The sequence below is a fragment of the Cellulomonas sp. H30R-01 genome, from assembly GCF_010119915.1.
Classification (GTDB): Bacteria; Actinomycetota; Actinomycetes; order Actinomycetales; family Cellulomonadaceae; genus Cellulomonas; species Cellulomonas algicola.
Window position 1 is genome coordinate 2638693 of sequence record NZ_CP048210.1, and the last position, 16693, is coordinate 2655385.

General features: G+C 73.3%; 18 protein-coding genes. 10 read left to right on the plus strand and 8 right to left on the minus strand.

Annotation, left to right across the window (positions count from 1 at the left end; translation table 11 throughout):
- Position 1 precedes the first annotated feature (1 nt).
- The 4 genes from GXP71_RS11795 to GXP71_RS11810 are packed head-to-tail and all read right to left on the minus strand — an operon-like array spanning position 2 to position 2916.
- A complete protein-coding gene (locus GXP71_RS11795) occupies positions 2-997 on the minus strand; it encodes a cytochrome c biogenesis CcdA family protein (RefSeq protein ID WP_162352794.1) in 996 nt (331 codons plus the stop codon).
- Positions 994-1680, minus strand: coding sequence for a TlpA disulfide reductase family protein (locus tag GXP71_RS11800; protein WP_162352795.1), 687 nt, complete (start codon positions 1678-1680; stop codon positions 994-996). The genes GXP71_RS11795 and GXP71_RS11800 overlap by 4 nt, the downstream gene beginning before the upstream one ends.
- Positions 1677-2351: a histidine phosphatase family protein gene (locus GXP71_RS11805; RefSeq protein WP_162352796.1), complete on the minus strand. Its 675-nt coding sequence runs from the start codon at positions 2349-2351 to the stop codon at positions 1677-1679. The genes GXP71_RS11800 and GXP71_RS11805 overlap by 4 nt, the downstream gene beginning before the upstream one ends.
- 49 nt (positions 2352-2400) lie before the next feature.
- Positions 2401-2916: a MarR family winged helix-turn-helix transcriptional regulator gene (locus GXP71_RS11810; protein ID WP_162352797.1), complete on the minus strand. Its 516-nt coding sequence runs from the start codon at positions 2914-2916 to the stop codon at positions 2401-2403.
- Positions 2917-3018: 102 nt separating this feature from the next.
- On the opposite strand from GXP71_RS11810, the gene GXP71_RS11815 reads away from it, so the two are divergent.
- Positions 3019-3579 carry a YceI family protein gene (locus tag GXP71_RS11815; protein WP_162352798.1) on the plus strand — a complete coding sequence of 187 codons (561 nt, stop codon included), beginning with the start codon at positions 3019-3021 and terminating at the stop codon, positions 3577-3579.
- Positions 3580-3667: 88 nt separating this feature from the next.
- On the opposite strand, the gene GXP71_RS11820 is transcribed toward GXP71_RS11815, so the two are convergent.
- Both GXP71_RS11820 and GXP71_RS11825 read right to left on the minus strand, forming a co-directional pair.
- Positions 3668-4282 carry a redox-sensing transcriptional repressor Rex gene (locus tag GXP71_RS11820; protein WP_370520937.1) on the minus strand — a complete coding sequence of 205 codons (615 nt, stop codon included), beginning with the start codon at positions 4280-4282 and terminating at the stop codon, positions 3668-3670.
- Between the two features lie 147 nt (positions 4283-4429).
- Complete coding sequence (locus tag GXP71_RS11825) at positions 4430-4705, minus strand: glutaredoxin family protein (RefSeq protein ID WP_162352800.1); 276 nt, start codon at positions 4703-4705, stop codon at positions 4430-4432.
- Between the two features lie 357 nt (positions 4706-5062).
- Here GXP71_RS11825 and GXP71_RS11830 point away from each other — a divergent pair, with 357 nt between their 5' ends.
- From GXP71_RS11830 to GXP71_RS11845, 4 genes are all read left to right on the plus strand, one after another.
- Entirely contained in the window at positions 5063-5950 is an 888-nt protein-coding gene (locus GXP71_RS11830; RefSeq protein WP_162352801.1) for an HAD family phosphatase, read from the plus strand.
- Between the two features lie 166 nt (positions 5951-6116).
- Positions 6117-6641, plus strand: a complete 525-nt coding sequence (locus tag GXP71_RS11835) for an N-acetyltransferase (RefSeq protein WP_238402383.1) — start codon at positions 6117-6119, stop codon at positions 6639-6641.
- Between the two features lie 72 nt (positions 6642-6713).
- Positions 6714-7148 carry a VOC family protein gene (locus tag GXP71_RS11840; RefSeq protein WP_162352803.1) on the plus strand — a complete coding sequence of 145 codons (435 nt, stop codon included), beginning with the start codon at positions 6714-6716 and terminating at the stop codon, positions 7146-7148.
- A gap of 93 nt (positions 7149-7241) precedes the next feature.
- A complete protein-coding gene (locus GXP71_RS11845; protein ID WP_162352804.1) occupies positions 7242-8018 on the plus strand; it encodes a DUF899 family protein in 777 nt (258 codons plus the stop codon).
- Positions 8019-8137: 119 nt separating this feature from the next.
- Here the strand turns inward: GXP71_RS11845 and GXP71_RS11850 are convergent, their stop codons facing one another.
- Together GXP71_RS11850 and GXP71_RS11855 are read right to left on the minus strand one after the other, a co-directional pair.
- A complete protein-coding gene (locus GXP71_RS11850) occupies positions 8138-9313 on the minus strand; it encodes an arabinan endo-1,5-alpha-L-arabinosidase (RefSeq protein WP_238402384.1) in 1176 nt (391 codons plus the stop codon).
- 10 nt (positions 9314-9323) lie between these two features.
- Positions 9324-10832 (minus strand): alpha-N-arabinofuranosidase, encoded by a 1509-nt coding sequence (locus tag GXP71_RS11855; RefSeq protein ID WP_162352805.1) that lies wholly within the window; start codon positions 10830-10832, stop codon positions 9324-9326.
- Between the two features lie 325 nt (positions 10833-11157).
- On the opposite strand from GXP71_RS11855, the gene GXP71_RS11860 reads away from it, so the two are divergent.
- The 5 genes from GXP71_RS11860 to GXP71_RS11880 all read left to right on the plus strand — a co-directional run bounded on the left by GXP71_RS11860 (position 11158) and on the right by GXP71_RS11880 (position 16636).
- A complete protein-coding gene (locus tag GXP71_RS11860) occupies positions 11158-12504 on the plus strand; it encodes a sugar ABC transporter substrate-binding protein (RefSeq protein ID WP_162352806.1) in 1347 nt (448 codons plus the stop codon).
- A 76-nt stretch (positions 12505-12580) separates the two neighbouring features.
- On the plus strand, positions 12581-13552 hold the full coding sequence (locus tag GXP71_RS11865) for a carbohydrate ABC transporter permease (protein WP_202924242.1): 972 nt from the start codon (positions 12581-12583) through the stop codon (positions 13550-13552).
- Positions 13553-13568: 16 nt separating this feature from the next.
- Positions 13569-14477: a carbohydrate ABC transporter permease gene (locus GXP71_RS11870; RefSeq protein WP_124342058.1), complete on the plus strand. Its 909-nt coding sequence runs from the start codon at positions 13569-13571 to the stop codon at positions 14475-14477.
- 3 nt (positions 14478-14480) lie between these two features.
- Complete coding sequence (locus tag GXP71_RS11875) at positions 14481-15815, plus strand: arabinan endo-1,5-alpha-L-arabinosidase (RefSeq protein ID WP_162352807.1); 1335 nt, start codon at positions 14481-14483, stop codon at positions 15813-15815.
- Complete coding sequence (locus tag GXP71_RS11880) at positions 15815-16636, plus strand: YesL family protein (RefSeq protein ID WP_162352808.1); 822 nt, start codon at positions 15815-15817, stop codon at positions 16634-16636. Before GXP71_RS11875 ends, GXP71_RS11880 begins: the two co-directional genes overlap by 1 nt.
- Positions 16637-16693: the final 57 nt, after the last annotated feature.

Below are 16693 nucleotides of genomic sequence, written 5' to 3' on the forward strand. Positions count from 1 at the left end.
GTCACACCACCGGCACGAAGGGGTCGTAGCCCGTGAGAACGCCCTGGAGCCAGGACGCCCACGTCCCCCACACGCCCGTCACCAGCGCGAGGCCCAGGATCACGAGCATCGCGCCGCCGACCCGCATGATCGCGCGGCGGTGCCGGCGCAGGAAGCCGACCATGCGCGCGCTGCTCTCGAGCCCCAGCGCGACCAGCAGGAACGGCAGGCCGAGGCCCACGCAGAACGCGACGGCGAGCAGCGCGCCGCGACCGGCCGAGCCGCCGTCGAGGGACAGCGTGAGGATCGCGGCGAGCGTCGGGCCGATGCAGGGCGTCCACCCGAGCCCGAACGTCACCCCGAGCAGCGGTGCACCCCAGAGCCCCGCACGGGGTGCCAGGTGGAGGCGGCGCTCGTTCTGCAGGAACGGGATCAGGCCGACGAACCCGAGGCCCATGACGATCACGACGAGGCCGAGGACGCGCGTGACCGGGTCCTGCCAGCGCAGCAGCAGGCCGCCGAGCGAGCCGGCGAGCGCGCCGTAGGCGACGAAGACCGCGGTGAACCCGGCGACGAACAGGCCGACGCCGAGCAGGACGCGCGAGCGGGCGGGCGCGAGACGCTCCGCGGTGGCCGTCGTGGTGCGCGCGCCGCCGCCGCCCCCGGTCGTCGCGTCCCCGGCCGCGACCGTCGTGCCGGCAGTGCTGTCGGTGCCGGCAGTGCCGTCGGTGCCGGCAGTGCCGTCGGTGCCCGCGGACGTCCCGGCGGAGGACGCCGTCGTCGCGCCGGCGCGACCCGAGCGCGACGCCCCGGCGCCCGACATCCCGCCGAGGAAGCCCAGGTACCCGGGGACGAGCGGCAGGACGCACGGTGAGGCGAAGGACACGAGCCCGGCGATCAGGGCGACCGGCACCGCGAGCAGCAGCGATCCCGACACGACGGCCTGGCCGAAGACGTCGCCGACGTCCGCCGCGACGGGCAGGCCGGCGGCGAGGGCGGGGACGACGGCGGCGGTCACGACGCGGCGCCGCCGGGCTGCTCGGCGAGGAGGTCGTCGACGAGGGTGCGCAGCGTCGACGCCTCCGCGAGACCGAGGATGCGGGCGGCGACCTTGCCGTCGCGGTCGAGCAGGATCGTCGTCGGGACGGCGTTCACCGGCACGACCCCCTGGAGCGCGGCGATCGCCGTGCCGTCGGTGTCCTCGATGCTCACGTAGGGCACGTCGAACTGGCGCTGGAACGCCTCGGCGGCGCCCGCGGCGTCGGTCCCGTTGATGCCGAGCACGTGCACGCCGTCGTCGGCGTAGTCGGTCGCGAGCGCGACCAGGTCCGGCGCCTCCGCGCGGCACGGCGGGCAGTTCGCGTACCAGGTGTTGAGGACGACGACGTCGCCGCGCCAGTCCGCGACGTCCTGCGTGCTGCCGTCGTAGGCGGTCCCGGCGAGCTCGACCGGCCCCTTGCGGTCGGCGGCGGCCCACGTCGTCGCACTGCCGTCACCCGACTGGTAGCCCTGGTCGACGACGTCGGCGGGGGCGTCGCCCTCGGACGACGACGTGCAGCCCGCGGCGAGCGCGGCGACGACCGCGAGGGCTGCCGCGGTGCGGGCGAGGGTGCGGGAGCGACGCGTCACGGACGGGCAAGCCGTCGACGGGCGCGTCGCGAGCGAGGGGCTCGTCGGGAGCAGGGCTCGGCGCACGCTCATGCCCCCGCGACGTGGGACGCGCCGGGCAGCAGCGCGGCGGCGGGCTCGGAGTACCCGACGCCGACGAGGCGGTCGTCCTCGTAGCGAAGGGAGGTCAGCGAGGCGAGGCTGCACTGGCGGCGGCGCGGGTCGTGCCACAGGCGGCGGTTCTCGAGCGCGAGGCGCGTGACCCACACGGGCAGCTGGTGGCTGACGAGCACGGCCTCGTGACCCCGGGCCTGCCGTCGGGCGTCGGCGACCGCGGCGAGCATGCGGTCGACCTGCTCCTGGTACGGCTCGCCCCACGACGGCTTGAAGGGGTTGCGCAGGTAGGGCCAGTGCTCGGGGTGGCGCAGCGAGCCGTCGCCGACGCCGAACGTCTTGCCCTGGAAGTGGTTGGCGGCCTCGATGAGCCGCTCGTCGACGCCGACGTCGACGCCGAACGCGGCGGCGATGGGGGCGGCGGTCTCCTGCGCGCGCTGCAGCGGTGATGCGATGACGGCGACGACGTCGTGCCGCGGCCGCGCGGGCCCGCCGGTCGTCCCGGGCTCGCCCGCGAGCGCGTCCGCGACGGCGCGCGCCATGGCGTGCCCCCGCTCGGACAGGTGGTAGCCCGGCAGGCGCCCGTACAGCACGCCCTCGGGGTTGTGCACCTCGCCGTGGCGCAGCAGGTGGACGGTGGTGGCGACCATGGGGCTCAGTGTCGCAAACCCGGCTGTGTGTCCCGGACGGTTCGGGCCGTCACGCGACGTGACACGGGACACCCGGGTCGTCGTCGCACCCGCCCCCGACGATCCGGTCGGCGACGACCTGCATGGCGGCGCCGAGCGCGGCGAACTGCTCGGGCGTGAGGACGTCGACGAGGTGGTCGCGCACGGACTGCACGTGCTCGGGGGCCGCGTCGACGAGCCGCTGCCACCCGGCGTCGGTCATGGTCGCGTTGACGCCGCGCGCGTCCTCGGCGCAGGGCGCGCGCCTGACCAGGCCGGCGTCCTCCATGCGGCGGACGGTGTGCGTGAGGCGGCTGCGCGAGTGCACGATGCCGTCGGCCAGCTCGGACATGCGCATGGTGCGGCCGGGCTGCTCGGACAGGCGGACGAGGACCTCGTACTCGTGCGTCGACAGACCGGTGCGCGCCTCGAGCTCGTGCTCGAGGACGGCGGTCAGGCGGGCGACGCCCGAACGGAAGGACCGCCAGTGGGTCTGCTGCTCGGCCGTGAGCCAGCCGCCGCGCGGCGAGGGCTCGGTGGTGCTCATCACGATCTCCATCCCGGGACGGGTGTTGCGCTCTGCCGACAAGTGTAGTTCAATCGTCAACTAACGAGAGTAGTTGACCTTTCAACGACTGAGGAGCTCCCCATGACCGCCACCGCCACCGCCCTGCCCACCGGCCTCACCACCGGCGTCTGGGCCGTCGACGCCTCCCACACCGAGGCCTCCTTCACCGTCCGCCACGCGGGCATCTCCAAGGTGCGCGGGTCCGTCGCCGTCTCCGAGGGCACCATCACCGTCGGTGAGACCCTCGCGGACACCTCCGTCTCCGTCACGCTCGACCCGTCGACCGTCTCGACCGGTGACGCCAACCGCGACGGCCACCTCAAGTCGGGCGACTTCTTCGACGTCGAGAAGTTCGGCCAGTGGACCTTCGTCTCGACCGAGATCCGCGGCGCGGGCAGCGAGTACGTCATCGTCGGCGACCTCACCATCCACGGCGTGACGCAGTCCGTCGAGCTCGCGACCGAGTTCAACGGCACCGCGGTCGACCCGTTCGGCAACACCCGCGCCGGGTTCGAGGCCACCGTCACGATCTCCCGCAAGGACTTCGGCCTCACCTGGAACGCGGCCCTCGAGGCCGGCGGCGTCCTGGTCGCCGACAAGGTCGTCATCGCGCTCGACGTCTCGGCCATCCGCCAGGGCTGAGCCCCCGTCCCGCACCCCGGGACCCCGCACGGAGCCCCGCCACCCCACCCGGGTGAGCGGGGCTCCGTCGTCTGCGCAGCCGGGCGGCTCACGCCTCCCAGGTCCCCGTGCGGCGCTGGTCGTGGAACGCGAGGATCTGCAGCTCGGAGGCCACGTCCACCGCGCGCACGTCCACGTGGGCCGGCACGTGCAGCGCCCGCGGCGCGAACGTCAGGATGCCGACCACACCCGCCTCGACCAGCGCGTCGCAGACGGCCTGCGCGCCCGCCGCCGGCGTCGCGATCACCCCGATCGACGCCCCGTTCGCGCGGACCAGCGCGTGCAGGTCGTCGAACGGCTGCACGACCAGTCCCGCCACCGTCGTCCCCACGACGCCCGGGTCGGTGTCCACCAGCCCCACGACCGCGAAGCCCCGCTCCGCGAACCCCGAGTAGTTCGCGAGCGCGTGCCCCAGGTTGCCGACGCCGACGATCACGACGCGCCGCTGCGTCGTCAGGCCCAGCACGACCTCGACCTGCTCCGACAGGTGCGCCACGTCGTAGCCGACCCCGCGCCGCCCGTACGAGCCCAGGAACGACAGGTCCTTGCGGAGCTGCGCCGACCCCACGCCCGCCCGCGACGCGAGCTCGTCCGACGACGTCAGCACCGCCCCCTCGGCCGCGAGCGCGTGCAGCGCACGCAGGTAACCGGGCAGCCGTGCCACCGTCGCGGGCGGCACCGTCCGCGCCCGTCCCCCGCCGGACGCCGCGGGCTCGCTCGCCGCGCCGCGCGTCCGGTGTGCCGTGCCATGCGTGTCCACGTCGACTCCCGCAAGCCCCCGACCGGCCGTCGGTCCGGCCGTCAGCACAGGTTAGGGCGTCGCGCGGGGACGGGAAAGGGCCTGCTCGAGGTGTCGCGCGTCGATCCGCCAGTAGCCCTGCGTCACACCGTCGACCTGCACGACGGGGACGAGCTCGCCGAACTCCTCCACCAGGTCGCGACCGTCGGCGGCGCCGCCCGGGGCGTCGACGTCCACCTCGACCCATCGCTCGCCCGCCCGCGCGCAGACGTCGGCGACCACCGCGCGCGCCTCCTCGCACAGATGGCACCCCGCCCGCCCGAACAGCACGACCCTCGCGTCACCCACACCCCCACGCTAGGCGACCCGCCCCCGCCCCGGACCCACCCGCTCCCGCGCCGGACGCCCGCCCGCGCCCACCCCGGACGACCCGCCCCGCGCCGGACGCCCCACCCGCCCCCCCTCCTCCCCGCCTCGTCGCCGAGTTCGTCACGTCGTGCCGAGCTCGTCAGCTGCAGCGAGCGAACTCGGCACGACGTGACGGACTCGCGGGAGTGGGCGGCGAGGGCGAGGGGGGATGGGAGGAGACGGGGGTGGGAGGCGGTGACGGGAGGCGGTGACGGGAGGCGGTGACGGGAGGCCGGGTGGGACCAGGGGGGAGGCGGGGTGGGACATGAGTGGCGTGGGTCTCAGTACAGTGGCGGGGTGCGTCCGGTCCGCGATCCCTCCCCCGCCGCGCGCGCGATCGCCGAGGCAGGCGTCGCCAAAGCCCCCACGGACGTCCCGGTCGTCGCTGCCGAGCCGGGGTCGGACGAGGTCCGCACGGGCGCGTTCTTCGACGTCGACAACACGATCATCCGGGGCGCGTCGTCGTTCCACCTGGCCGTCGGCCTCTACCGGCGCGGGTTCTTCCGCAAGCGCGACATCGTGCGGTTCGGCGTGCACCAGGCCCGGTACCTCGCGTTCGGCGAGAACAAGCAGCAGATCGACGAGGTCCGCTCGCGTGCGCTCGAGATCATGCGCGGTCACTCGGTCGCCGAGGTGACGGCGATCGCCGAGGACGTCTACGACGAGGTCCTCTGCCTGCGCATCTACCCCGGCACGCAGCGGCTGCTCGACGACCACATCGCGGCCGGGCACGAGGTCTGGCTCGTGACCGCGACACCGGTCGAGATCGGCGAGGTCATCGCGCGACGCCTCGGCGTCACGGGCGCGCTCGGGACGGTCGCGGAGCACGACGACGGCTTCTACACCGGGCGGCTCGTCGGGGACCTGCTGCACGGCCAGGCGAAGGCCGACGCGGTGCGCGCGCTCGCCGAGCGGGACCGCATCGACCTCGGCGAGTCGTACGCGTACGGCGACTCGACGAACGACGTCGCGATCCTGTCCGAGGTCGGCCACCCGTGCGCGATCAACCCGGACCGCCGCCTGCGCCGGCACGCCGCGTCGGTCGGCTGGCCCGTGCGCGAGTTCCGCAGCAGCCGCGGCCGGACCGCGCGCCGCAGCATCAACGCCGCGAGCCTCGCGGGTCTCGCGTGGGCCCTGGGGCTCGTCGTCCGCGCGGTGCGCCGCTCGCTGCGCGGCGGCTCCTGACTGGCGGCAGCTCCTGGATGCTCCTCCCCGCGTCCGGCAGCATGAGCAGCTCGGCCGGGACCGCCGGTCTCGTCGTCCGGACCGTCCGACGCGCGCTCCGCGCCGGTCCTGAATGCTGCTGGACCGTCGTCATGAGCCGCCCCCGCGCGTCCCTATGCTGACGCGCATGCCCGTGCGCCCCGCCACGCCCGCCGACGTCGACGCCCTCGCCGCGCTCGCGGCCGTGACCTTCCCGCTCGCGTGCCCGCCCGGGTCGACGCCCGCGGACCAGCAGGAGTTCATCGCGCGGGTGCTGTCGCCCGAGCGGTTCGCGGAGTACGTGGTCGACGGCGAGCGCGCCGTGCTCGTCGCGGACGAGGGCGGCGTGCTCAGCGGGTACACGATGCTCGTCGAGGGCGAGCCGACCGACGAGGACGTGCGCGCGGCGCTCACGGTCCGTCCCACGATCGAGCTGTCCAAGTGCTACGTCCACCCCGACCACCACGGCGCCGGGATCGCGCACACGCTCATGGCGGCGTCGATCGACGAGGGTCGTCGCCGCGGGGCCGCCGGCATGTGGCTCGGCGTCAACCAGCAGAACGCCCGGGCGCGCGCGTTCTACGAGCGCTCGGGGTTCGCGGTCGTCGGGACGAAGCACTTCACCGTCGGGTCCCGCGTCGAGGACGACTACGTGCTGGAGCGCGCGCTCTGACGGCGGCTCACCCGGGCGCCTGACGGCGCCTCACCCCGCGCCCCGACGGCGGCGCGCCCCTAGCCTGGGGCGATGGCACAGGTCAGGCAGGTTCAGGTCACGTTCGACTGCGCCGAGCCGGAGCGGGTCGCCCGGTTCTGGTGCGAGGTGCTCGGGTACGTGGTCCCGCCGCCGCCCGAGGGCTTCGACTCCTGGGACGCGTTCGCCGAGTCGCTGCCGCCCGAGCGCCGCGACGCCGCGTTCGCGGTCGTCGACCCGACGGGGGCCGGTCCTCGGCTGTTCTTCCAGAAGGTGCCCGAGGGCAAGGTCGTGAAGAACCGCGTGCACCTCGACGTGCGGGTGGGCACGGGCCTGGTCGGCGACGAGCGGGTCGCGGCGCTCGAGGCGGAGTGCGAGCGGCTCATGGCGCTCGGCGGACGGAAGGTCCGGCTCATGCTCGCGGACGGGTTCGACGAGTCGTGCCTGGTGATGCAGGACGTCGAGGGCAACGAGTTCTGCCTCGACTGAACCACCCCGATGAGTTCCGGCGGAGCCGCCGGTCCTCCCTCGTGACGATCCGCCGGACGACCAGCGTCCGGCCGCGGCACGACGGGAGACGCCATGACGAGCGCGACGCACGGCACGACCACCGGCACGGGCCGCCCGCCCGTCGTCGACCTGGCCGCGTGGCAGGAGGCGCGCGACGCGCTGCTGGTGCGCGAGAAGGCGCACACGCACGCGGCGGACGCCCTCGCGGCGGAGCGTCGGCGGCTGCCGATGGTCGAGATCGACGGGAGCACGCTCGTCGTGGGCGCGGACGGGCCGGTGCCGTTCGTCGACCTGTTCCAGGGCGGTGAGGAGCTGCTCGTCTACCAGCACATGTGGCACGACGGCGCACCCTTCCAGGGCCAGTGCGAGGGCTGCACGGTGTCGGCGTGGGCGCTGCGCGACTCCGTCTACCTGCGGGCGGCCGGCGTCGCGTTCGCCGTCCTCACGGAGGGCCCGTGGGAGGAGGTCCCGCCGTACCTGGAGTTCATGGGGTACACCGAGCCCTGGTTCTCGGTGCGCGGGGTCGAGTGGCCGGTCGGCGGCGACATGGGCCGTGTCACGACCTTCCTGCGCGACGGCGACCGCGTGTTCCTGACGTACACGACGACGGGCCGCGGGGTCGAGGTCGCGAACCCGGTGTTCGCGCTGCTCGACCTGACGCCGTACGGCCGGCGCGAGGCGTGGCAGGACACGCCCGACGGGTGGCCCGTGGGGCACGGGCCGTGCTGGTACTGGCGCACGACGGCGGACGGCCGCGAGGACTGGGACGCGAGCCGGCCGACGCCGCAGTGGACCCGGCCGGGCGCGACCGACGTGACGTCGCTCGGCCGCCACGCCCACCACCACTGACGGCACGGACCACCGCCGAGGGCGGCGCGCTCGTGCCGCTCGCGCGTGGCCACAGGCCGCGACGCGCGTGCCGACGGGCGGCCACCGCCTGGCTCCCGCGGCACGCGCGTCGGCGGACCTCAGCCGGCCTGCTCGGAGGCCTGCTCCTCGCGCGTCGTCGCGACGGGCCAGCCCTCGTCGTCCCAGCCGAGCTCACGCAGCCCGAGCGTGATGTCGCCGCCGGCGGCGCCGTCGTACCAGTGGAACGCGAGCACGCCGTGCGACACGGACTGGCCGCCGGGGCCCACCATGTCGCCGGTCGTCGCGAGCAGCGGGGTGCCGCCGTCGTCGACGAGGTCCGTGCCGTCCCGGTCGACGTACGGACCGGTCACCGAGCGCGAGCGCCCGACGGCCATGTGGTACGTCGAGTCGGTGCCCCGGCAGCAGAAGTCCCGCGAGAAGAACAGGTAGTACCAGCCGTCGCGGTGCACGAGGTACGGCGCCTCGATCGGGTTGGGCGCGCCGGTGCGGCTCGCGAGCGTCACGGGCTCGGCGTCGCGGTCGACGGGCATGCCCGACGGGAAGGACAGCTCGACGAGCTGGATCCCGCCCCAGAACGACCCGAACGCCATCCACCCGCGGCCGTCGTCGTCGACGAGCACGCCGGGGTCGATCGCGTTGTAGTCCGTCTCCCCCGGTGTCGACGACCACACGAGCCCCTGGTCGACCCACGCGTAGTCCGGGTCGTCGGGGTCGAGCGTCGTGCTCGTCGTCAGGCCGATGGCGGAGCGGTTCGCACCGAACGTCGACGCCGAGTAGTAGAGGTACCAGGTGCCGTCGTGCTCGAGGACCTCGGGCGCCCAGAAGTTCTGCACGCCCGGCACGGCCTCGTAGGCCCAGTCGGGCCGGGTCGACGCGTCCCACACGGTGCCGACCTCCTCCCAGGTGCGACCCTCGTCGAGCGACCGGCGGATCTGCGGCGCGCCGAGCCCTTGCCGCACGTCGCCCGTGCTGAAGACGTACCAGGGCTCGCCCTCGTCGCCGACGACGAGCGCCGGGTCGTGCGCGCGCAGGTCGCCGGACGGCTCGAGGTCGGTCGCCGCGGGGGCGGGGTCGGGCCAGAGCCACCAGGCCAGACCCCCGCCGACCAGCAGCGCACCGACGACGAGCACGGCCACCAGCCCGAGGCCGGGCCGGCGCCCACCCGAGGCGCCCTCACCGGGAGCGGTCGCGGTCGCGGCGGCGATCGTGGCGGGCGGCGAGCCTGCGGACGACGCGGCGTCGGACGAGCCCGGCACGTCGGGCCCGTCCGGCACGTCCGGCACGTCAGGCGCCCAGACGGACGACGTTCCACGACACGGGCGGCACCTGCACGACCAGGCGCCCGTCGCGGATCTCGGCGGTCGTGTTGGTGCGCGGTGCGACGGACGTGTCGTCGTCGGCGGTCGCGGTCCACGTGTGGTCCGGGTTGGACAGCGTGGACGCGTCGAGCACGCGCAGGCCGGGCAGCGAGCGCGCGTCGACCTCGAGCAGCGCGGGCTCGGTGAGCGACCGGTTGACGGCGAAGAGCGTGGTCGCGCCGGTCTCGGGGTCGCGCGTGGCGACGGCGTCGACGAGCGCGGCGTCGCCGTAGCGCGCGGTCTCGTACGTCGGGGCGTCGATCGCGACCTGGAGCACGTCACCCGCGGCGTACCGGGAGGCCTGCGCGAAGGGGTGGAAGATCGTCTGCTTCCAGGACCGGCCGCCGGGCTCGGTCATGATCGGCGCGATGACGTTGACGAGCTGCGCGAGCGACGCGGCGTGCACGCGGTCGGTGTGCCGCAGCAGCGAGATGAGCAGGTTCCCGACGACGACGGCGTCGGCGACGTTGTAGCGGTCCTCGAGCAGGACGGGCGCGACGGGCCAGTCGTCGCCGGTGGGGGGCTTCGACTCGGCGCGCTTCTGGTACCAGACGTTCCACTCGTCGAACGAGATGTGGATGCGCTTGGACACCTTCTTGTGCGCGCGGACGGCGTCGGCGGTCGCCGTGACGGACTCGACGAAGTGGTCCATGTCGGTGGCGGACGCGAGGAACGAGCCGAGGTCGCCGTCCTCCTCCCAGTAGTACGCGTGGGCGGAGACGTAGTCGACCTGCTCGTACGCCTCGGAGAGCACGATGCGTTCCCACTCGCCGAAGGTCGGCATGACGACGCCGGACGAGCCGCACGCGACGAGCTCGAGCGTCGGGTCGACCATCTTCATCGCGCGGCCCGTCTCGGCGGCGAGCCGCCCGTACTCGTGCGCGGTCTTGGACCCGATCTGCCAGGGCCCGTCCATCTCGTTGCCGAGGCACCACATCGTGACCTTGTACGGGTCCGCCGCGCCGTTGGCCCGGCGCTGGTCGGCCCAGTACGTGGGCGCCGTCCCGTTGCAGTAGTCGAGCAGGTCGAGCGCCTCCTGCACGCCGCGCGTGCCGAGGTTGACGGCCATCATCGGCTCGACCTCGGCGAGCGCGGCCCAGCGCATGAACTCGTCGACGCCCACGGTGTTGGGCTCGAGCGAGTGCCACGCGAGGTCGAGGCGCGCGGGGCGCTGCTCGACGGGTCCGACGCCGTCCTCCCAGCGGTAGCCCGAGACGAAGTTGCCGCCGGGGTAGCGCACGGTCGAGACGCCGAGCTCGCGCGTGAGCTCGAGGACGTCCTTGCGGAAGCCGTCGGCGTCGGCGGTGGGGTGCGCGGGGTCGTGGATGCCCGTGTAGACGCAGCGGCCCAGGTGCTCCACGAACGACCCGAAGGTGCGCCGGCGGACGGGACCGACGGTGAAGGCCGGGTCGAGGGTGAGACGGACGGGGAACATGCGAGCTCCTGTGGTCGACTGTTCTACATCGTTGTAGACGGCAGTCTGCACACGCACCCGGTGCGGCGTCAAACACGCCCCGCTGCATCCCCCGCCCGCCTCGGCGCCGGCCGTTACCGGTTCGTGGCTTGACCGACCGGCGACGTTCGTGCCATGTTGTGCAACGTTGTAGATCAACGTTGTACGAGACGACGTTGGGACAAGCAGACAGAGGTCAACGACGACCACGACGGACCGCAGCCGCTCCGGCGCCCCGCCCACCGGCGGACGCGGTCCCGACGACGGCAACGACCTCACCGATCCTCGGGAAACGGGAGGCAGGCAGATGACCACCAGGAGGAAGCTCCTCGCCGCGGCAGCGTTCGCCGTGGCCGGGACCCTCGCGCTGACGGCGTGCAGCGGGGGCGGCGACGCCAGCGGTGACGGCGGCGACAAGACCATCACGTTCATGTTCCGTGGGGGCCCGGACGAGAAGGCCGCCTACGAGGCCGCCATCAAGAAGTACACCGAGGACACCGGGACCAAGGTCAAGGTCATCGTCACCGACGCCGACCAGTACGCGACGAAGCTGCAGGCCGCCGTCGCCGGCAACAACGTGCCGGACGTCTTCTACATCGAGCAGGCCAGCCTGCAGTCCTACGTCGCCTCCGGCGTCCTCCTCGACATCACCGACCAGGTGGAGAACAGCGACGTCGACCTCTCGAACATCTGGGAGTACGGCGTCAACTCCTACCGCTTCGACGGCGAGGTCCAGGGCACGCCCGACGGCGCGCTGTACGGCTTGCCGAAGGACGTCGGCCCGTTCTCGTTCGGCTACAACAAGACGATGCTCGAGGCGGCCGGCATCCCGCTGCCCGACAAGGACACCCCGCTCACGTGGGACCAGTTCGTCGACATCAGCAAGCAGCTCACGGTCGACAAGAACGGCGACGGCACGCTCGACCAGTGGGGCACCGGCCTCAACGTGCAGTGGAACCTGCAGTCGATGGTCTGGAGCAACGGCGGCGACTGGACGAACGAGGACCACACCAAGGTCACCGTCGACACCCCCGAGTTCGCCGAGGCGCTGCAGAAGTTCGCGGACCTCACCAACGTCGAGAAGGTCACGCCGTCGGCGTCCGACGCCGCCACGCTGGACACCTACCAGCGCTGGATGGCGGGCGAGATCGGCTTCTTCCCGGTCGGCCCGTGGGACGTCTCGGTCTACAACGACCTCGACTTCGACTACGACCTCATCCCCTGGCCGACCGTCGGTGACGGCGGCACGGCGACGTGGCTCGGCTCGCTCGGCATCGGCGTCTCCGCGACGTCGAAGCACCCGGACGACGCCGCGAAGCTCGTGACCTACCTGAGCGCCGACCCCGAGGCGCAGCAGACGCTGGTCGACGCGAACATCCAGATCCCCAACCTCATCGACGTCGCCCAGGAGTGGGCCGCCGAGGAGGGCGCCGAGCCCGCGAACCGCCAGGAGTTCCTGGACATCGCGCAGGACTACGGCCGTGCCATGCCCGCCGCGTTCACCTACGGCGCCGAGTGGTACGACGAGCTCTGGACGAACATCCAGCCCGTGCTCGACGGCAAGCAGACGGCCGCCGACTACCTGGCCGAGGTGCAGCCGAAGATGCAGACGCTCCTCGACGAGTCCATCGCGAACGCCGAGCAGGCCGGCTGATCCTGCCCCACCCGTCCCCGCCGCCCGACGCCGCTCCGCCGGGCGGCGGGGACCCCGGAACGAGAAGGAGCCTGGGATGGCGCGCACCGCGACCGTCGAGACCCCGCCGAAGGCGCCCGGCACCGCCGCCGCCTCCCCCGCACCCGCGGCGCGCACCAAGCGCGACATCCTGCGCCTGCACCGCACCGAGCACCGCTGGGCGGCCCTGTTCGTCGCCGCCCCGGTCCTCGGGTACCTGCTCTTCACGCTGTACCCCATCGGCTTCGCCGTGTACGCGTCGCTGACGAGCTGGAACGGCCTGGGCCCGATGCGGTTCGTCGGCCTGGAGAACTACGTCGACCTGATCTCCGACGAGTACTTCCACAAGGCGCTGTTCAACACGTTCTTCTACATGATCGGCATCCCGATCGGCCTGGCGCTGTCGCTGCTGCTCGCGCTCGCGCTCAACCGGAAGATCCCCGGCCGCACCGCGTTCCGCACCATCTACTACGTGCCCGTGATCTCGTCGCTCGCCGCGATCGCGATCGTGTGGCAGTTCGCCTACAACGGCGACTTCGGCCTCGTGAACCAGGTGCTCGCGTGGTTCGGGATCCAGGGCCCCGACTGGCTGCAGAACACCGCCACCGTGAAGCCCGCGATCATCATCATGGCGATCTGGAAGGGCCTCGGGTACTCGACGCTGCTCTACCTGGCCGCGATCCAGTCGGTGCCCGCGTCGCTGCTGGAGGCGGCCGCCCTCGACGGCGCGAACGCCTTCCAGCGGTTCCGGTCGATCATCATGCCGATGGTCCGTCCCGTGACGTTCTTCCTCGTCGTCACGAACGTCATCGCCGGGTCGCAGATCTTCACCGAGATCAACATCATGACCCCCACGGGCGGCCCCGAGTTCAGCTCCGCGTCCGTCGTCTGGTACATCGTCCGCAAGGCGTTCAAGTACCAGCAGATGGGCTACGCGACGGCCATGTCGATCGTGCTGGGGATCCTCGTCCTCGTCATCACCCTCATCCAGTTCCGCCTCAACCGGCGCAACAGCTTCGCCATCGACTGAGGGCAGGAGACACGCCATGACTCAGACCACCCTGCCCCCGCTCGCGCGTCCGGCCGCCGCGAAGCCCGAGGGGCGCACCCCGACCTCCCGCACGCGCTCCCGGCGCACGGCCGACGCGATCACGTTCGTCATCCTCGTGCTCGGCTCGGCCGCGATGCTCGCGCCGCTCGTCTGGATGCTCTCGACGTCGCTCAAGACGAAGGCCGAGGTCTTCGCGCTGCCGCCCGTCTGGATCCCCGACGCGCCGCAGTGGGACACCTACGTCCGGATGTGGACCGAGGCGCCGATCCTGTCGGGCTTCATGAACAGCCTGATCGTCGCCGGCACGGTGACCGTCGTCGGCTCGTTCACGTCGGCCCTCGCCGCGTTCGCGCTCGCGAAGCTGCGGCTGCCCTACAAGAACGCGATCTTCATCGGCCTGCTCTCGGGCCTGATGGTGCCCTACCCGACGATCATGATCCCGCAGTTCGTCATGTTCTCCCGGCTGCACTGGGTCGACACCCTGCTGCCGCTGATCGTGCCGCTCCTGTTCGGCAACATCATCATGATCTTCTTCCTGCGGCAGTACCTCGAGTCGGTCCCGAACTCGATGATCGAGGCCGCGAAGATCGACGGCGCGTCCTACCCGCAGATCTTCCGCATCATGATCCTGCCGATGATCCGGCCGGCCATCGCCGCCCAGTTCATCCTCTGGTTCATGACGATCTGGAACGACTACCTCGCGCCGATCCTCTACCTGAACACCCCGGAGCGGCAGACGCTGCAGGTCGTCATCGCCAACCTCAACGTCGAGTTCGCGACGCAGCGCGACTACCCGCTGATCATGGCGGCGTCGTTCGTGGCGCTGCTGCCGATCCTCATCGTGTTCCTCATCTTCCAGCGGCAGATCATCGAGTCCGTCGCCCTCACCGGCACGAAGGGCTGACCCGTGACGCTCCTCGGAGACCCTGCCGTGGACCCCGCGGTCCCCGACACCAGCGCGTGGGGCGGTCGGCACGCGCACGACCCGACCGCCGTCCGCGACGACGACGGCACGTACTGGCTGTTCTCGACCGACGCGTTCAGCGAGGGCCCGGTCCGGGCCGGCGTGCAGGTCCGGCGGTCCGCCGACCTCGTGACGTGGGAGTTCCACGGCTGGGCGCTGCCCGGCGTGCCGTCCGACGGCGCCGCGTGGACCGGCGCCGAGGGCCTGTGGGCGCCCGAGGTCGTCCGGGTCGGCGACGAGTGGCGGATGTACTGGTCGGCGTCGACGTTCGGCTCCCGGACGTCGGCGATCGGGCTGGCCGTCGCACCGCACCCGTCCGGGCCGTGGGAGGACCGCGGGCTCGTCGTCACGTCCCGGCACGACGCCGACGGCCCGAACGCGATCGACGCGAACGTCGTCGTCGACGGCGACCGGCACTGGCTCGTCTACGGGTCGTTCTTCGGCGGCATCCACGTCCTCGAGCTCGACCCGGCGACGGGCGGCGCGCTCGACTCCCCCGGCCCCGGACGTCCCGCGGGCGGACCGGGCTGGCTCGTCGCGCGGCGCCCGCGCTCCGTCGAGGGCGCGATCGAGGGCGCGTTCGTCCTCCCCCGGCCGGGCGGCGGCTGGGCGCTCGTCGTCTCGTACGACTCGCTCTTCTCGACCTACCACGTGCGCGCCGGCGTCTCCGCCGACGTGACCGGGCCGTACGTCGACCGCGCCGGCCGCGACCTGCGCGACCTCGACGCCGACCCCGCGACCGTCGGGACGCCCGTCCTCGCCGGCCACCGGTTCGCGGGCGGACGCACGTGGCTCGCCCCGGGGCACGCCTCCGTGCTCACCGACGGGGACGTCCAGCTCCTCGTGCACCACGTGCGCGACGGCGACGACCCGACCCGGCACGAGGTCCAGGTCCGCCGCCTCGTCTGGACCGACGACGGGTGGCCGCTCGTGTCACCCCAGCCGTGGAGCGGCCCCACCGAGTCGACCGACGAGTCCACCTGGCCGGCCGACGTCGCCGACCTGGTCGGCACGTGGGAGGTCGTGACCTTCGCGCAGACCGCGGCGAGCGGCGTGACCGCGTCGCACGTCGTCGAGGTGACGCCCTCCGGGCTCACGGGCGTCCGGGCGCTCGGCTCGGGCCGGTTCGTCGGCCCCTGGCCCTTCGCCGGACCGACCGACGCCCCCCTGCACGCCGTGGTGCTCCCGTCCTGGGACGCCGTGCGCGACCGGGCCGCGCTGTCGTTCACCGCGACCGACGACACGGGCCGCACGGTGTTCGGGACGCGGACGTCATGATGACCGCCGTGCCCGTCGACGACCGCGACGCCGAGGCCCGCCGCGCGCTCACCGCGCGTCCGCGGGGTGAGAACGCGCGCGCGACCGGCACGGCCGCCGACCCCGTCGACCCCGCGGGGCGCTCCGCGGGGTCGACGGACGGCTCCACGGACCGCTCGGCCGACGCCTCGACCAACGCCTCGACCAACGGCTCGACCGACGGCGAGGTCGGCGGCTGGGCCGGCCGCGTCATGGGCGTCCTGCGCGTCGCGACGCACGTCGTCGGCGTCAACGCGCTCGTGCTTCTCGGCACGCTCGCCGGGCTGGTCGTGCTCGGCCTGCTCCCCGCCCTCGTCGCGGGCGGCCGCCTCCTCGCGCGCCTGGCTGACGGCAGCCCCTCCGACCACCTGTGGCACGACTTCTGGTCCGCGTACCGGTCCGGGTGGCGTCGCACGAACCTGCTCGGCGTGCCCGTCTGGGTGGCCGGTGCGCTCCTGTGGGTCGACGCGGCCGTCGTGCGGTTCGTCGAGGGGCCCGTCGCCGCGGTGCTCGCCGCCGGGGTGCTCGCGCTCGGCGCGTGGTTCTGCGTCGCGCTGCTCACGCTCGTCGCCGTCGCGCGCCGGTACGACGAGACGCCCGTCCGGACCTGGCGGTTCGCCGCGCTGTTCCCGCTGCTCTCGCCCGGCACCTCGCTGGCCGTGCTGGTGGTCGTCGCGGCGTGCACGGTGTCCGTGCTCGCACTGCCCGTGCTCGCGCCCCTCGTCGGGACCGCGCTCCCGCTGCTCGCGGGCGGCTGGCTCGTCGACCGCCGCCTCGACGCCCTGGACGCGCGCCCGTCCTGACGGACGCACGGCCCGGTCGGCGGCGGCGCGGCTCGGTGCCAGGCCTTCCCGCGGGCC

What these genes read in the sequence shown, in the direction of transcription:
- GXP71_RS11800 (WP_162352795.1), bottom strand. Translation starts at nt 1,680, where the DNA reads ATGAGCGTGCGCCGAGCCCTGCTCCCGACGAGCCCCTCGCTCGCGACG.
- GXP71_RS11805 (WP_162352796.1), bottom strand. Translation starts at nt 2,351, where the DNA reads ATGGTCGCCACCACCGTCCACCTGCTGCGCCACGGCGAGGTGCACAAC.
- GXP71_RS11810 (WP_162352797.1), bottom strand. Translation starts at nt 2,916, where the DNA reads ATGAGCACCACCGAGCCCTCGCCGCGCGGCGGCTGGCTCACGGCCGAG.
- GXP71_RS11815 (WP_162352798.1), top strand. Translation starts at nt 3,019, where the DNA reads ATGACCGCCACCGCCACCGCCCTGCCCACCGGCCTCACCACCGGCGTC.
- GXP71_RS11835 (WP_238402383.1), top strand. Translation starts at nt 6,117, where the DNA reads ATGCCCGTGCGCCCCGCCACGCCCGCCGACGTCGACGCCCTCGCCGCG.
- GXP71_RS11840 (WP_162352803.1), top strand. Translation starts at nt 6,714, where the DNA reads ATGGCACAGGTCAGGCAGGTTCAGGTCACGTTCGACTGCGCCGAGCCG.
- GXP71_RS11845 (WP_162352804.1), top strand. Translation starts at nt 7,242, where the DNA reads ATGACGAGCGCGACGCACGGCACGACCACCGGCACGGGCCGCCCGCCC.
- GXP71_RS11855 (WP_162352805.1), bottom strand. Translation starts at nt 10,832, where the DNA reads ATGTTCCCCGTCCGTCTCACCCTCGACCCGGCCTTCACCGTCGGTCCC.
- GXP71_RS11860 (WP_162352806.1), top strand. Translation starts at nt 11,158, where the DNA reads ATGACCACCAGGAGGAAGCTCCTCGCCGCGGCAGCGTTCGCCGTGGCC.
- GXP71_RS11865 (WP_202924242.1), top strand. Translation starts at nt 12,581, where the DNA reads ATGGCGCGCACCGCGACCGTCGAGACCCCGCCGAAGGCGCCCGGCACC.
- GXP71_RS11870 (WP_124342058.1), top strand. Translation starts at nt 13,569, where the DNA reads ATGACTCAGACCACCCTGCCCCCGCTCGCGCGTCCGGCCGCCGCGAAG.
- GXP71_RS11880 (WP_162352808.1), top strand. Translation starts at nt 15,815, where the DNA reads ATGACCGCCGTGCCCGTCGACGACCGCGACGCCGAGGCCCGCCGCGCG.